The organism is Brevibacillus massiliensis, assembly GCF_000311785.1.
GTDB lineage: Bacteria > Bacillota > Bacilli > Brevibacillales > Brevibacillaceae > Brevibacillus_C > Brevibacillus_C massiliensis.
The window spans coordinates 495,076-509,918 of the sequence record NZ_HE978535.1 but is presented as its reverse complement, the minus strand read 5'-3'; the positions used below and the strand labels follow the sequence as shown (position 1 = coordinate 509,918).

Annotated in this window: 15 protein-coding genes and 1 pseudogene; 3 read left to right on the top strand and 13 right to left on the bottom strand. The window is 50.4% G+C overall.

The annotated features are described in order from the left end of the window. Window positions 1-86: 86 nt before the first annotated feature. Window positions 87-518, bottom strand: a complete 432-nt coding sequence (locus HGBM_RS02525; protein ID WP_019119529.1) for a DUF2935 domain-containing protein — start codon at window positions 516-518, stop codon at window positions 87-89. Between the two features lie 177 nt (window positions 519-695). On the opposite strand from HGBM_RS02525, the gene HGBM_RS02520 reads away from it, so the two are divergent. Then, window positions 696-2,396, top strand: coding sequence for a pyruvate oxidase (locus HGBM_RS02520; protein WP_019119528.1), 1,701 nt, complete (start codon window positions 696-698; stop codon window positions 2,394-2,396). Between the two features lie 56 nt (window positions 2,397-2,452). On the opposite strand, the pseudogene HGBM_RS02515 reads toward HGBM_RS02520, so the two are convergent. After that, window positions 2,453-4,537: pseudogene (locus HGBM_RS02515) on the bottom strand (thioredoxin domain-containing protein). 293 nt (window positions 4,538-4,830) lie between these two features. Here HGBM_RS02515 and HGBM_RS30925 point away from each other — a divergent pair. Beyond that, complete coding sequence (locus HGBM_RS30925) at window positions 4,831-5,160, top strand: cysteine hydrolase family protein (RefSeq protein WP_162530988.1); 330 nt, start codon at window positions 4,831-4,833, stop codon at window positions 5,158-5,160. Between the two features lie 167 nt (window positions 5,161-5,327). Here the strand turns inward: HGBM_RS30925 and HGBM_RS32035 are convergent, their stop codons facing one another. The 11 genes from HGBM_RS32035 to yhfZ all read right to left on the bottom strand — a co-directional run bounded on the left by HGBM_RS32035 (window position 5,328) and on the right by yhfZ (window position 14,212). Next, window positions 5,328-5,414 (bottom strand): AlwI family type II restriction endonuclease, encoded by an 87-nt coding sequence (locus HGBM_RS32035; RefSeq protein WP_261798107.1) that lies wholly within the window; start codon window positions 5,412-5,414, stop codon window positions 5,328-5,330. 19 nt (window positions 5,415-5,433) lie between these two features. Further along, window positions 5,434-5,556 carry an AlwI family type II restriction endonuclease gene (locus HGBM_RS32030; RefSeq protein WP_222705643.1) on the bottom strand — a complete coding sequence of 41 codons (123 nt, stop codon included), beginning with the start codon at window positions 5,554-5,556 and terminating at the stop codon, window positions 5,434-5,436. A gap of 52 nt (window positions 5,557-5,608) precedes the next feature. Beyond that, complete coding sequence (nagB, locus tag HGBM_RS02495; protein ID WP_051029588.1) at window positions 5,609-6,391, bottom strand: glucosamine-6-phosphate deaminase; 783 nt, start codon at window positions 6,389-6,391, stop codon at window positions 5,609-5,611. Between the two features lie 16 nt (window positions 6,392-6,407). Beyond that, entirely contained in the window at window positions 6,408-7,610 is a 1,203-nt protein-coding gene (locus HGBM_RS02490; RefSeq protein WP_019119524.1) for a phosphopentomutase, read from the bottom strand. Next, complete coding sequence (locus HGBM_RS02485; RefSeq protein ID WP_019119523.1) at window positions 7,607-8,755, bottom strand: YhfX family PLP-dependent enzyme; 1,149 nt, start codon at window positions 8,753-8,755, stop codon at window positions 7,607-7,609. Before HGBM_RS02485 ends, HGBM_RS02490 begins: the two co-directional genes overlap by 4 nt. Window positions 8,756-8,912: 157 nt before the next feature. After that, a complete protein-coding gene (locus tag HGBM_RS02480) occupies window positions 8,913-10,010 on the bottom strand; it encodes an aminotransferase class V-fold PLP-dependent enzyme (RefSeq protein ID WP_019119522.1) in 1,098 nt (365 codons plus the stop codon). 9 nt (window positions 10,011-10,019) lie between these two features. Next, on the bottom strand, window positions 10,020-10,928 hold the full coding sequence (locus tag HGBM_RS02475; RefSeq protein ID WP_019119521.1) for a phosphotriesterase family protein: 909 nt from the start codon (window positions 10,926-10,928) through the stop codon (window positions 10,020-10,022). Window positions 10,929-10,981: 53 nt separating this feature from the next. Next, a complete protein-coding gene (locus tag HGBM_RS02470; protein WP_019119520.1) occupies window positions 10,982-12,523 on the bottom strand; it encodes a YhfT family protein in 1,542 nt (513 codons plus the stop codon). Between the two features lie 11 nt (window positions 12,524-12,534). Further along, entirely contained in the window at window positions 12,535-12,906 is a 372-nt protein-coding gene (locus HGBM_RS02465; protein WP_019119519.1) for a DUF2620 domain-containing protein, read from the bottom strand. A gap of 5 nt (window positions 12,907-12,911) precedes the next feature. After that, complete coding sequence (locus HGBM_RS02460) at window positions 12,912-13,283, bottom strand: PRD domain-containing protein (RefSeq protein ID WP_019119518.1); 372 nt, start codon at window positions 13,281-13,283, stop codon at window positions 12,912-12,914. 11 nt (window positions 13,284-13,294) lie between these two features. Further along, window positions 13,295-14,212, bottom strand: coding sequence for a GntR family transcriptional regulator YhfZ (gene yhfZ, locus HGBM_RS02455; RefSeq protein ID WP_019119517.1), 918 nt, complete (start codon window positions 14,210-14,212; stop codon window positions 13,295-13,297). Window positions 14,213-14,328: 116 nt separating this feature from the next. Between yhfZ and HGBM_RS26345 the strand changes: the two genes are divergently transcribed. Beyond that, on the top strand, window positions 14,329-14,843 hold a 515-nt coding region (locus HGBM_RS26345), incomplete at its 3' end, for an HAD family hydrolase (RefSeq protein ID WP_019119516.1).

Below are 14,843 nucleotides of genomic sequence, written 5' to 3'. Positions count from 1 at the left end.
TAATCAATTGATCAATTCTTTTCAAGCAAATTTTTTTGCCAGAAAAAAGCCGCCAACCTTTGGGTCGGGCGGCCGGGAACTGCTGTTTAGAACATCCCTTTTTGGAGCACCGCCTGGGCAATGCCGATAAAATACTCCGATTCGCGGCGGATATGGTTCAGTACGGTAATCGCCGTCGGGTTGTTGCTCAGCGCTTTGCTCTCCTTCCCCAACTGATTCAGCAGTTGGACGAACTGCTCGCTTTGTTTCAGCGCAAAGCGAACCAGTTCCATGATTTGCCCGTAAACAGCGCTGCTGAGATGTTTGCCTGAGCGGACGACGAGCTCTATATAGCGGACAAACAAGGCCTGTGTTTCGGCCAGGGCCTGCTCCCAAGTCTTCAGCGCCTCGACGAAAGGCTGCTCCAGATCGGGCACCAATGCGCGGATGACATCCGTGTGTTCGCTTTCCTGAAGTTTCCAAAATTCCCCTTCGTCCAAAATTCTCAGCGGCATTTTCTCCTCGTAGTAAAACTGCATACGGAAGCGCTCCTCCTTTCTCTCTTGATCAGTTTATTGCCGGCTGACTGGTTCGGTGCCTATCTTCCCGGATGGGCTTTCCCTTTTTTCGTTCCCGTTCAAGAAGAAATCAACGTTTTCTTTTCCTTGGTTTGCGAAAGACTACGGAGAGAATTGCTTTTGCGGAGGAGAGATCATATGTTTGGCAAATTGGCTGGAGAAGTCCTGGTCGATCTGTTGATCGAATGGGGCGTGGACCATATCTACGGAATGCCTGGCGATTCGATCAATTCTTTGATCGAGCCGCTGCGCAAGGCACAGGACAAGATCAAATTCATTCAGGTGAGACATGAAGAAGCAGGCGCGCTCGCAGCGGCAGCCTACGCCAAGCTGACAGGAAAGCTGGGCGTGTGTATGGCGATCGCCGGTCCCGGTGCGATCCATCTGTTAAACGGGCTGTACGACGCTAAGCTGGACAAAGCTCCGGTGCTTGCGATCACCGGCCAGGTGGAGTCCGATCTGATCGGCACGGATTTCTTTCAGGAAGTAAACCTGGAGCGGATGTTTGACGATGTCGCTGTCTACAACCAGCGCATCATGTCCGCTGAACAGCTTCCGGCGGTCGTCAATCAGGCGATCAGAAGCGCCTATACCAAGCAAGGCGTTGCCGTTCTCACCGTACCCGACGACATCCCCAAATTTGAAGTGAAGGGCGAAGCGCGCCGGACGAGTACGTTTTACTCCAAGCCGGTCATCCTGCCCCAATTGATGGATCTGATGCAGGCCAAACAAGCCCTGGAGAAGGCGAAGAAACCCGTGATCCTCGCCGGCAGGGGAGCCAGAGGGACCCGGGACAACCTGCTTGCATTCGCCGAGAGAATCGGAGCCCCGATCATCCTGTCTTTGCCCGGCAAGGGGGTTGTTCCTGACGATCACCCGCTCTGCCTGGGCGGCCTGGGACTGATCGGCACGCGCCCCGCCTACGACGCCATGCAGGAGGCAGATACCTTGTTTATGGTCGGCACCTCCTACCCGTTTACGGGGTACCTGCCGGCTCGGGCCATGACCATCCAAGTCGATACCGATCCCTCGCAAATCGGGAAAAGATATCCGGTCGACATCGGGCTGACAGGAGACGCCAATAAGGTACTGCGCTGGCTGACCAATGAGATCAACCCGCGAAAAGACCGGGACTTTCTGGAGCGCTGCCAGCAGAATCTGCATCAGTGGTGGGCCAAGATGGATGAGGTCGCCCAAAACGACGATGTGCCGATTAAGCCTCAGCGCGTGATCCAGGAGCTGCAGAAAGTGTTGGCTGACGATGCCGTCCTGTCAGTCGACGTCGGAAATGTCACCGTCTGGGTGGCGCGCCACCTGAAGATGACCAACCAGCAAATGGTCATCTCCAGTTGGCTGGCGACGCTCGGCTGCGGCCTGCCGGGGGCCATCGCCGGAAAGATCGCCTATCCGGACAGGCAGGTGATCGCCGTCTGCGGCGATGGCGGGTTCGCGATGACGATGAGCGATTTTCTTACCGCGGTCAAGTATAAACTGCCGATCGTCGTCGTGGTCCTGAACAACCACAAGATCGCGATGATCAAATTTGAGCAGGAGGTCATGGGCAACCTCGAATACGCCACCGATCTGCACAACCCCGACTTCGCCAAGTACGCCGACATCTGCGGCGGGGTTGGCATCCGGGTCGAATATCCGGATCAAATCCTGCCGGCGCTGCAGCAGGCTGTCACACTCGGCAAACCTTGTATTGTCGACGTTGTCGTTGACGCCGACGAAGCGCCGATGCCGGCAAGGGTAAGCTTTGGGCAGGCGGCAGGATATGCCAGACACTTGTTAAAAGAGCTGTTCGAGGAAGGCAAAGTGAAAATGCCCACCCTCTAAAGAAAAAATCCCCCGCACCCAACTGCACGGTTGGAAGCGGGGATTCGTCTTTGCCATCAATCGGCAAACAGTTGTTTTACCTGCTCCACATCGGTCAGCGGAGCACTGCAGGTAAAGTTTTCGCACACGTAGACGGTGGCTTTTCCATCCTGCATTGTCTTCTCCTGAATCGCCGGGGCGATGTCGGCCAAGGTGTCGTTCGGGTCGTGGCAGGCGATCACGGCAAGCGGCTGGTAGCTATCCCGCAAAACGGCACGAAGCTGCTTCACTTCTTCCGACCCGCGCTCGCCGGCGATCACGATCTCCCTTGCCGGACCAGTGGCAAGCTGCAGCGCCATCAAGGAAAAGCTGTACCCCGGCGGATACTGCTCGATGCTTCCGGCGAATGCCTGCAGCAGCCGCTCGGCCCGCTCTTGGTACTCCGGGCGTCCGGTCAGGTGGAACAGGCGAAGCAGGTTGTGGGCAGCGACACTGTTTCCCGACGGCGTGGCCCCGTCATAGATCTCCTTTGGCCGGGCGATCAGTGTTTCCCCGTCACTGCCGTAAAAGAACAGCCCGCCTGCCTGCTCATCCCAGAACAGGCGAAGCAGGTCGTCCGTCAATCGGACCGCTTCCCGCAGATGCCGGGAATCCAAGGTCGCCTCGTACAGTTCCAACAGCCCCCAGACGAGAAACGCGTAATCGTCTGCGTAGCCGAGATGAGCCGCCTCGCCATCGCGGTAACGGGCGAGCAATCGTCCATCCTGGCGGCTGATTTTGCCCTGCACGAACTGCAGCGCCCGGGCTGCCGCCTGCTCGTACCTATCTTCTCCCAGTACCTGGGCTGCCTTTGCCAGGGCGGCGATCATCAGGCCGTTCCAAGCTGTCAGGATTTTATCGTCCTTGCCGGGATGGACGCGCTGTTCCCGGGCTGCGAACAACCGTTCACGCGCGTCTGCCAAGAGCTGCCGCAGCTCCGGTTCGCCTTTGCCCAGCTGGCTTGCCGTCTGGGCCAAAGAACGGCGAATCAGGTTGGGGATGCTGCGACCTTCAAAATTGCCCGTTTCCGTGATGTCGTAGGCTGTACAGTACAGCTCCCCCGCTTCGCTGCCCAGCACGCGGCGGATCTCGTCGGGCGTCCAGAGGTAAAACTTGCCCTCTTCCCCCTCCGAATCGGCATCCTCCGCCGAGTAAAAACCGCCTTCCGGATCGGTCATGTCGCGCAGGACGTAGGTGAAGATCTCCTTCGCCACTTGGGCGTACGGCGGCTTCTTCGTCGCCTGGTACGCCTCAAGGTATGTATAGGCCAGCAGCGCATTGTCGTACAGCATCTTCTCAAAATGGGGAACGAGCCACTCCCGATCGACCGAATAGCGGGAAAATCCGAATCCCACGTGATCGTAAATACCCCCGCGGTGCATGGCTGCAAGCGTCTGTTCCACCATCGCCAGCGCCTGTTCTTCGCCGGTCAATTTCCAATGCCGCAGCAGAAACAGAAGGTTGTGCGGCGTGGGGAACTTCGGCGCGTCGCCAAACCCGCCATAGCGATGGTCAAACTGTTGGCGAAACAACTGAAAGGCATGGGCCAGGATATCTTCCGTCAGTTCTCCGTCGGCGTCCCCCGACAGGTGCACAGTGACCGCCTCTGTGATCCGCTCTACGGTATGGGCGATCCGCTGCGGCTCCTTCTCCCAGAGCTCCGCCACCTGATGCAGGATATCCATCAAGCCGGGCCTGCCCCACTTCGAGGCCTTGGGAAAATACGTCCCGGCGAAGAACGGCTGCTTCTTTGGCGTCATGATGATCGTCATCGGCCAGCCGCCGTGTCCGGTCATCGCCTGACACACCGCCATGTAGATGTGATCAATGTCCGGGCGTTCTTCCCGGTCCACTTTGATGGAGATGTAGTGCTGGTTTAAGAGCGATGCTACTTCTTCGTCTTCGAAAGATTCGCGTTCCATGACGTGGCACCAATGGCATGTGGTATTTTATTCCAACGACTAAGAATACCCAATAGATAAAAAGACAGGCTTGTTTTCACTCAATGCTGTTTCAAAAGCCTCGTCCGACCAAGGGAACCAATCAACCGGATTGTATGCGTGATGAAGCAAGTACGGCGACTTTTCCTTTGCTAATCTATTGGGTTTATTGTTCGTTGTCATAGGGTACCACCTCCTTGTCTGCTGGATTTATTTGGCGATATTTAGAACTTAGCATACCCTGTTGCAAAAAGAAAAACCCTTGTCTGTTTCCTCTCCTGTTTTCAAATAAGCAGCTTTGATTTTCGGTTCGCTCATGCCTCTTTCCCCTTTCAATTGTTACATCATTGATTCCTGTCAGATAGAATCCGAAACCCCTAAAAAATTTCACCCCAAAATCTCTACAGGGTTTCGGGAAAAAACCGGCCTTGTTGATTCGGGATCTCTCTCATGCCTTTACACAGAGTCATTCCCAATTGGCGATTAAAGTGGAAGATCAAATTGCAGCGACAAAAAAACTGACCGAGGTTTGCTTACTGCTGCATACCCCGGTCATTTTCAGTATCACGATTTACGACCCTTCCATTCCGGCATCGACATTATGGTGCAAAAAGTTCCCATCCCTTCAGATTTTGGATAAACAAAGCAGTTGGGTGGAAATCCATCCCGCTCACAACAACATTTTACTCAGAAGCATTGGAAAAAAACGCGATTTTCAAACTTCAAAACCGAGTGTGCGGCATGGGATGTCGCAGGTGGGTTCGATTCCACACGCTCCGCCAAAACGAGTAGGAGGGGGTGACTAACCCCCGACCTCTCACAACAGCTAGCATACGGGTCCGCACTAACCGCTTCCCAAAGATTGACGAGGTTCCAATTACCATACAATAGTTTCTTTTCGCTGATTTTTCTTCCATCGACGGCTGGTTCGCCTTCAGCCGCTTCCTGACGAGAGGATTGCGTTAGAGTCACCTCAACCACAATAAAATTCATCAAACCCAAAGATCATGTCGGGACCGTTGCCTGGTGCGGGTCCTAACGGTAAAAACTCTTGATCCATTCTAAATCGCCTTGCTTCCCTACGATTCATTCACAAGAGGGTTTATAGCAAGAAACGCTCGCCACATCGCCCACTCAAAGTAGGAAGCTCCTTCTCCCTGTGGGATAATGCTCCCACGTCGAATCGGTTGAGTTAAAACCAACAAATCACTCCGATCATCAGCTTGTTTAAACGTTCCGGTTTTTTCCCGCTTTCTAACCGATACCCTCGCTTTGATAGGCAAAACTCCATTCGCGAACGTGTTTGTTTTCTGTCACAAAACAGGCTGCCTCCTTGTCCATTATCATCGTTACATTCGGATGAAGCTGCAGCAGTGAAGCAGGGATTTGCGTACTCACTTTTCCCATAAGCGTTTTCGCGATGGCGGCCGCCTTATCTCTGCCATTGGCAAGCAGCAATATCGTCTTTGCTTCCATTATGCTGCCAAGCCCCATCGTAATCGCTTGCTTGGGAACCTCGTCTTTTTGCGGGAAAAATCGTGAATTCGCTTCAATCGTTTCCAAAGCGAGATTCACAATATGTGTTTTGATTGATAAGGAAGAGTCGGGTTCATTGAATCCAATATGGCCGTTGCGCCCGATCCCCAATATCTGAATGTCGATTCCGCCGCTTTTTTTGATTTTTTCGTCATAGCGGCTGCACACATCCTTCTCATTTTCAAATCGGCCCGGCGGAATGTTTACATGTTCTTTGTTGATGTTGATGTGGGAAAAAAAGTGTTTCCACATGTACGCATGATAACTTTGTGGATGTTCCGGATGTAGGCCCACATATTCATCAAGGTTAAAAGTGGTAACCTGACTGAAATCGATCTGGCCTTTACGGTACATCTCGATTAATTCCTTGTACATGCCGATCGGCGTGCTCCCCGTTGCCAATCCCAAAACCAGGCCCGGCTTTTGTTTCATCTCGCCAGCAATCCATTCAGCCGCTTTGCGGCTCATTTCCATATAGTCGTCTGTTATGACCAATCGGATCATCGTTGACAACTCCTTACCTTGAACCTGCCCAGATACTCGTGCCATATTCCGGGGAAGCCGCTTGAAAATAATCCGCAATCGTAGCAGCAACATCGGCAAGTGTATCTCGCACTCCAAGTTCAGTTGTTTTATTTTCCCCCCTGCGGTACACCATTAACGGGGTACATTCCCTGGTATGGCCGCTGTGACCGATCGTTGGGTCGTTCCCGTGATCGGCGGTTACGATCAATAAATCACCCGGTTCCAACCTGTCGATGATTTGACCGATTCCGCGATCCGAAATTTCCAGGACACGTGCGTATTTCTCGCAATCCTGCTCGTGCCCGGCCAAATCCGTTTCCTGAACGGTGGCACAAATCAGTCCGTGTTTTAACACGTCCAAACGGGAAAGAATCCTCTCAAAAACCCCCGCTGTTTGTACAACAGGATCCCGCTCCTCGACGTCCCCTTGAACGACGTCGGCAATTTTCCCATATAAATAGACGGGTATTCCCGACCGCTGCAGGATCGAAGGAATCTGTGTTTCCGGATTGATCCCGTAACCGAGGTGGCGAACCTGATAATTTTCATTGTAAATGTTCAGTCTTGGGGTATCGACTCCACATTGACGGTTACGGGTGATGCAGGAATTTATGATATCCCGGGCCGTTACTCCGGTCCCACCGAGAGCAATCACCCGGCTGGTTTTCACGATTTGCCGAACCACTTGCCCGACTTTTAGAATTTTTGCAAATGGAACCTCATCCAACGGACCGGTTACATTTATGATTTGACCGGGATCCGTCTCCATATTGTCGGCGACAATGATTTTTCCGTCTACCAGAAGAACTCCCGTTTCGCTAATCGGACGGGAGACTGGAAAACCGGCTTCAAGCAAAGCGGCTTCAACTTCTTCAGCCACGTCAATCATGAACATTTTGACCGGAACTTTGGGTTTCGCACCCATGATCTCGTTATGTCCTGCATAAGTATCCGCGCCATCATGAGCCAAACGGCAAACGCCATAACTGGAAACAGGCTCCACTTCCGGCAGCAGTGCAGAATTCCGTAAAATTTTCGCCAAACCAAGCTTGGACAGCACGGGTAACCGCGTAGGACGTTTTTCCAATAAATGTCCGAGAGTGTGCGAACCGACATCCTGTTTTCGCACTTCAGCCACATCGGGCATCTCGCCGACACCCAGCCCGTCTAAAATTACAACCACAGTTCTGCTCATGATTTTCTCCCCTCCGAATCAAAGATGCCATGGATTTTCGGATTCTTTCCTATCCCTTCCACAACAGCAACGCTTGCTCTGGTGACAAAAATCTGGGTCCTGAATGAAAACAGTGCTGTATCTCCGACTGAAACCTGATCCGAATTAAGTGTTCCATAATAATCGATAGACCCGGGTTCATCTGCAATGACCTCCACTTGTTTCAGTTGATCCCATTGCTTACCGACCAAAGCATGTTTAACGTGCGATCGGTAATAAAACCCTCCGCCGTAAACATAAGCCTTTTCTCTAAATAAATGTGACACTTCCGATACGTAAACCATGGCCGGCTTCTCAGGCTGCTCGGCCACCGCATGCAGTGGTGTAGTTCCCGTAAGTGCGTGTCCCGGTTCGGCATGGGTCGCCCCCAACTGTTTTAGCAATCCCAATGTTGCAGTCGAACTGACACTGGGGGTATTCGCCTGAAGCCCGTTGAACCCCCATTTCTTTAAACATGCGATTGCCTTTTCGATCGTTTTGATGTTGGGCGTTGGCTTCACCTTATCATCTTCAACGAGCAGACAAGGGAAACTTGTAACTCCGCCTACCTCCACTCCGGGCAGCTGCATGATATTTTCCACATCGGTTTGCAAATCGCGCAGACGGAATCCCCCCGATTGTCCCGGATAGAGAAAATCGCCATCATCGATTACGCGGAGAAGCACTTTTTGCCGTATTCCCAATTTCACCGCTTCGTCAGAAATCAATTTTGCATTGTCATAACTAAAGACGGTGATCACTTCAGGGTTCAGCTCCAATATCTCGCTTATGAACGCACGGGGGATTTGAACAAGGTGACCCACATGTCCCAGCTTTATGCCATTCTGAGCAAGTGTCCTGGCTTCCCACGGGTCAACCGCAACCGCTTTGGGAATGCCCGCTTCCACAATTGCTCTTGAAACGATTGGATTTCTACCGAATTGTTTGGTCATGAAGTAAAGCTGCAGTTGTTGTTTCTTTGCCTCTTTTGCCAAATGGGCTGCATTTTCGCGGACGGCATCCAAATCAATTACATATGTGTTGGGCGGAATGTCTCCTTTTTGGTGAAAATATAATGCTGCCTCCAGTAATTGAGGATTTCTGCGACGAGTGACGCCAAGGAACATTCAACCACCTCCTACCGAAAAAGCCTTTTTTTGCACTGGCTTATCTTGTTTGAAAAATAATCTTTGTTTATTGGCTTGTCCCATCGTGATCCGCATGTATGGCGCGACTGTTGGCGCAACCCGGCCATCCTGTTCCGCGTTAGTTCCCTTACTACATTCATGACCGGTTCACTTGATGAAGCGATTTCTTCAAAATGTCAATGACCAGTCCCGCACCGCTTCGCATGGGATTGATCCGCAGCAAATACGGGGCCAATTCGGGATCGCTTTCCACAAATGATCCCGAGACGCGGTAGATCATTGGCAGCACCTCGTATTTTGATTCGGCACCTACAGGAAAGATCGCGCCGCCAAACTGATCACAAGCCTCAATGACCGGTTGGGCAATCGGATCCGACAATTTGGCAATGACGTTTCTTGATTGGGAGTTTGACAGTTGCGCCCATTCGATCCCCGGTACTTCGCCATCGTTCAACCGGCTGCAGATTTCCGCAGCCTGTTCGGTCTGAATCGCACACATAACCGGGGCTGTCACAAGTGCCCGGAGCAGTTCCATCGCTTCCGGTCCCTGCACCTGGCCTCCGCCCGAATAGTTCCGTTTTTTTATCATTTCAAGCGGCGCCTGTTTCCCTACGACAATCCCGATTCCTTCAGGCCCCAATAACTTAAACCCTGAAAAGGTGGATATGTCGGCACCGAGTTGAACACCGATATGCGGAACTTTAAACACGGTATAATTATCGTCGACGAGTACCGGGATATCCGGATGCGCTCGTTTTACCGCCTGAATCAACTGTCCCACATCATATTCGTCTCTCATCTGTTGGCGGGAATGCTGTACATATACCACTTTCACCTGAGAAAGCGCCCGCACGACTTCAGCCAAATCATGGTAATCGACAAATACCGGCTTAAGCCCCATCAGACGGATTGTCTCTTTGGTCGTGGTGTAAATCGGAGCCTTATGCAACATGATCGGATCCCCAGGATTCAGGCAGGCGCTCAATGCAAGCCGAATGCCGCCTGTACCGGCACCCCGAACAAGAACGCAATCTTCGGTGCCAAAAAATTCGGCCAACACTTTTTCAACTTTCATCGTCTGATTTGGACGTCCCCGGCCCGGTGTTACCCCATAATCTCCAGACGATAAAAACTCCGTACCGGAAAAATGATGGGAAATGGCGTCCACTAATGCAAATTGGGCTTGCACCGCCTGTTCCCTTGTCATCGTGGGCAGAGTCGAAATTCTAATCATGGTTTCCTCCTAGAACGCCAAAAACTTTCGCGGATTGAAAATCAGCATTTTATCAAGGATGTCTCGCGTAACCCCTTTTTGCTGCAAGGCAGGAACAAAGAATTCGAAGAGATGGTTGTATCCCCATCCACCGTGCTGTTTCATATACGATTTTCTTGTGATATCGCATGACAGCATGATCTGGTCCTCATACCCGCGATCAAGAAGGGCAACCAGATGATTCACGCGATCTTCGTCTTTTCGGTAACTGTTTTTTCCGATCGTGTCAAACTGCAGGAACGCACCGTTTTTCAAAATCAGCAATTGTTCTTCCATATCTGTGTTGAGATCCTGATGTCCAAATGAGACACGGTTCATCTCGACGCCATATTTTTCAAAAATCGCCATTTGTTCCTTTCCCATTGTTCCAATCTCACAATGGGTACTGATCGAGGCGCCTGTTTGTTTATGCGCCAAGATGGCAGCACGGAACACCTTTTCTTCCGCTGCGGTAATCTCCTTGAAACTGCTTCCGATTTCCGCAATCAGGCCTGCTTTAATGTTTGTATCGTCCATTCCCACCAAAATCTCGCGGACCATCATTTCGGCCAGTTCCTCTGCACTACGCTCGAACACAAAGGATGGATAAAACTGCTCTTTGTAAAATCCGGTCGATGCGACAATCAGCAAGTTATGCTTACGGGCAAGGGCAGCCAGGCCCTGTGGATTTCTCCCCATACCGATGTTTGAGACTTCAACGACGGTATTGCATCCCGAAGCGATAATCGACTCCATCTCTCGATCCATCTCCGGCGAATCCTCCAAAATGGAGTCATTGTCTTGACGAACACCCGACAGATTAAACACTAGATGCTCATGTATCATGGTTTTTTGGACGGCTTGAGGATCAAATGCTCCTGTTACCGAATGCACTTTCATACGATATCCTCCTAACAGGGAAAGGTAGGGGTTCCCTACCTGTAACCGAATTTTTATACGAGTTTCACAAAGTGCAACAGATTGAGAAGAATTCCGGTTATGATGATGGCCACGGGTGCAGCCGCAAGCCTCATGATCGGACGTCCCAAACCTTCGTTTGCCGCATACAGCAGGATGAAAATCGTCAAGGATAATCCGAATGCGTTTGGCGCCATTTTCATCGCGGCGAACGCGCCCCCGATAAACAAAGCGAGTTCCATCATTGTATTCATTGATGTACGAATGTTATCCGAAGATTCACGTAGTGTCGGATATCGCTGCAGGAACCGTCCGATTCCGCGAAGCGCAACTACCTCTATGCAAATCCACAGAGCCCCCAAAATGGCGGCGATTACTGGATTAGGAGATAAATAACCTAGCGGGAACACAAAGGTTAAACCTACTACTCCATAAACCCCGGTAGCCAATGCGGTTGTAACGATTAGCGGAATAAAACTGATTCCCCGTATCACGTCGGCTACAGCAGCACTGCGCAGAAGGTCAGTTTGTTCCTGTCCGGTAGCCTGCCATGCCTTTTGCAAGATTGGACCGGCAACATCGGATCCGGTAAAGAACCCCATGTTACACGAAACCGCAAGAAGTGCACCAATCGCTGCCAAGAGCGGAAGTCCTTTGTAAATCCGTTTCGTGCGAACGTCAAAAATGTTTGCCTCCGCTTCCGCCGCTGCTGCCATTTCCGCTGAAGCATCAGCACCATTCTTTTTGATTGCCCGGTCTTTGGAAATGGCGAAACACACCAGAAAAATCATACCTACTAACATAAGTACGGCAATCTGCATAACGAACCCGGATATGGTGTTTCCCAGCGAGTTGTTGTAGGAAGCTTGCGAAATCAAATCCTGCACTTGTGGATTCGATACCGCCGCATCCTTAAGTGCATTTACTTTCGCAGCAAAATCGGCTTTTTCCGTGAACGTAACACCCGCAAGCTGTTTCGCTTGATCTAGGAAACCGTTTGCCTTGGCAGTAAACGTTCCGCCGATCACCGGCAGCAATTGTCGAACGATCAGGACTGAGATACCGGTGATCAGAGCTCGTACCCAGCCAAACTGATACAGAACTGCCAGCACCGGGAACGCGGTAAACGAAACCAGTACCGGGGTCGTTAGCTCTCCTAATGCACCGATTAAATCCACCGGTAAAAGCGTAAACACCGTCTGCACTCCAGCAAGACCGAACAAGACGACAAGTCCCCAGGCAGCCCCAAGGATTGCCGCAAGCCACCAACTGGTGGCCATAACCCCTAAGATATCCGTTGGCAGAAACAGCAGCCATGGATTTAACAACTGGAACGAAACGGCAAACGACAGACCTACCGATACAATGAAGCCAATACTTAATCCAAAGGAAATGGAGGCAAGTTCAGGACGTCTCATCCTCCCCTCCAAGAACTCCGGCATAATCGGGCGGATGCCGTCATGAAAAACCGCTTTTCCCAAATGAGCTGCCATAGCCGTTATAGCCGTAAGGAGTGTAAGCACAATAACCTGGGCAGCGGAGATGTGTTGCAGGAATGATAAATTGATTGGTTCCATACTTTCTCCTCCTAAATGAGATTATGCTTTTTCAGTAAGCTGCTGATAATCAGGGGAACCGCATCTTCAACACTTTCTACAGCCATCCCGAAAGCAACTTTTCCTTCACTTACCAATTTTTCAATGTTTTTTGCATCAGGTTTTCCTCCAAGTTTGGCAACGGTTGCACAATTCGAATAACCTAGAATGCCAATCGGGATAGAGAGCGCTGCACCTCCTCCGCTATTGCACGCGCCGAGATAGTAATCAGCCTCACCTGCCTTAATCTTTTTCGCCGCTTCAAAATCCGACGTAACAGTCACACTTATCTTGTCCCCACCTGCCTCCTTTGCTGTTCTTTCGATCACATCCTTGCGAAGTCCGCCCACTACGATTCGTAACATTTTGTTTACTCCTTTCCGCTTAATAAGCAAAGATATAATGTAACAAATGATGCCTCTGCATGGCAGTTAACGCTTTCAGTTCCGGGCAGGGCCAGAATTTCTCCGGCAAATTGATAAAATTCGGGGTGCTTGTCTGTTAACGCTTTCACTTCATCCGAAACTTCCTGAACGGGAGCATTTTGCATAATTCTCTGCAAGGCGATTGCAAGGTGGCTTACAAACGAACCTGCATTTTCTTCCGACAGGGTGATTTGCAAGTAATCTTCCACTCTTTTTAACAGCGAAGGCAGTTTCTCATAAACATAGTCATTAATCTGATTTGTCTGATAGAGAAGGTCAATTCTCTCCAGCAAATTTGCTTCCAGGTTTGTTCCCATTGCGTAACCCCCTAATATCTTGGATACATCTCGCCATTCATAACCTGCTTTTGAATGTTTAGAACCGCTGAAACATTCATGATCGAGAAAAGTTTTTGGAAGATGTCCGCATCCTCCTTTCTGACGACGATTACAGCCTCTGTATTTGAGCTTTGTTCCGATTGAGGTATCGGAACTTGTTTGATAGAAAGAAAGCGTTCCTGGACTTCGTCTCCATTAAAAACGCACGCATCAATTTTTTTCGTTTGCAGACTTGACAAAATGTGGGTGTACGGCAGTTTCACATACTCTACGTTTTTGCCTTCACATACCCTGTAAGTCAAATTGCGCTGGTCGATGGAATCGAAGTCTAAGCCAACCCTCATGCCATCCTGGATTTCATTGAAACTTTTATCCGCAAACAAGAGAGTATGTGCAGACAAATATGTTCCTACTCCAAAATTGAGGACCACTTCAATGGCAGTTCCTTCTTCCATTGCTTTCTTCGCTGCATAACGGGAGATCAGGATGAAGTCGTATCGCTTGTTAAGGAGGCTTTTGATTCGACTTTCGGCTCCCCGCATGTAGGCTAAACTGAAAGGAACGTTTGCTTCCTCAAACACACTGTATAAACCGGTCGCGAGTCCCTCATAACGTTTGGAATAGGGGAGAGGCATCGCCCCTGTGACCATTTCAAAAGCTGCGATTTGCCACATTTTCGGCAGATCCATTTCAATCAAAAAAGTACCCTGATGCCCTCTTGATTCCAATTTGATAGCGCCAAGCTCTTCCATTCGCTTTAACGCCACCTGCACCGTTCCTCTGCCAGAGTGCATTTTTTCCGCCAGTTCCGATATTTTCGGAATACGGTCGCCCGGTGAAACACCCATTAATATTTTGGCAATGCCGACCAATGCCATGCCATTTTTGGTGAGAAGCTGCTCTATCATGTCGACCCCCTATTGTACAAAAATCTGTATATTGTATTATGATTATAAAATGAATTTTCGCGTTGCACAATACTTAAAATCGAAGTCTCAAAAAAATTTGAAAAAAGGTGATGTAAATGTACCGAATTGTGTTTCTCGATATTGACGGAACAATTTTGACCTCCAAAGGTGAACTTGACAGGGAAGTGGTTGAAACTGTTGACGCACTGAAGCGAATGGGAATTTTGATAGGATTGGCAACCGGCCGTTCTTTGGCTGGCTCTGTACTGTACGGAGAAAAGTTGGGCTGTTCCCTTTATGTCACTTATAATGGCAGTTATGTGATCGATAACGGCCGTGAAATCCATGACAAAAGAATCCCTGCGCAGCTGGCGTTCCAGCTGTGTGAAAAAACACTTCTGGCAAACGGTACTTATGTTCATTTTTCCGATCATACCGCGCGTTCAAATCGCCCACCTAAGGGGGTGGAGCATTTACTTCCCGAGGCTGTGCAATGCGATATTGCAGAGACCTATTGTGGCGCTCACCGGTTAACTCTCTATGTAGAGCCGGAACATCGAAAGAACATCGTGGGGGAATGGGTTGAAGCGGTCAGTTATGATGAAGGGGATCGGCTGGAAGTATTTCCAAA

Excerpts from the sequence above, each read along its gene's own strand:
- HGBM_RS02460 (WP_019119518.1), bottom strand. The coding sequence starts at position 13,283 with ATGGGAACAAACCTGGAAGCAAATTTGCTGGAGAGAATTGACCTTCTC.
- HGBM_RS02520 (WP_019119528.1), top strand. The coding sequence starts at position 696 with ATGTTTGGCAAATTGGCTGGAGAAGTCCTGGTCGATCTGTTGATCGAA.
- HGBM_RS02465 (WP_019119519.1), bottom strand. The coding sequence starts at position 12,906 with ATGTTACGAATCGTAGTGGGCGGACTTCGCAAGGATGTGATCGAAAGA.
- HGBM_RS02470 (WP_019119520.1), bottom strand. The coding sequence starts at position 12,523 with ATGGAACCAATCAATTTATCATTCCTGCAACACATCTCCGCTGCCCAG.
- HGBM_RS02485 (WP_019119523.1), bottom strand. The coding sequence starts at position 8,755 with ATGTTCCTTGGCGTCACTCGTCGCAGAAATCCTCAATTACTGGAGGCA.
- HGBM_RS02490 (WP_019119524.1), bottom strand. The coding sequence starts at position 7,610 with ATGAGCAGAACTGTGGTTGTAATTTTAGACGGGCTGGGTGTCGGCGAG.
- HGBM_RS02475 (WP_019119521.1), bottom strand. The coding sequence starts at position 10,928 with ATGAAAGTGCATTCGGTAACAGGAGCATTTGATCCTCAAGCCGTCCAA.
- HGBM_RS32035 (WP_261798107.1), bottom strand. The coding sequence starts at position 5,414 with ATGGATCAAGAGTTTTTACCGTTAGGACCCGCACCAGGCAACGGTCCC.
- HGBM_RS02480 (WP_019119522.1), bottom strand. The coding sequence starts at position 10,010 with ATGATTAGAATTTCGACTCTGCCCACGATGACAAGGGAACAGGCGGTG.
- HGBM_RS02525 (WP_019119529.1), bottom strand. The coding sequence starts at position 518 with ATGCAGTTTTACTACGAGGAGAAAATGCCGCTGAGAATTTTGGACGAA.
- yhfZ (WP_019119517.1), bottom strand. The coding sequence starts at position 14,212 with ATGATAGAGCAGCTTCTCACCAAAAATGGCATGGCATTGGTCGGCATT.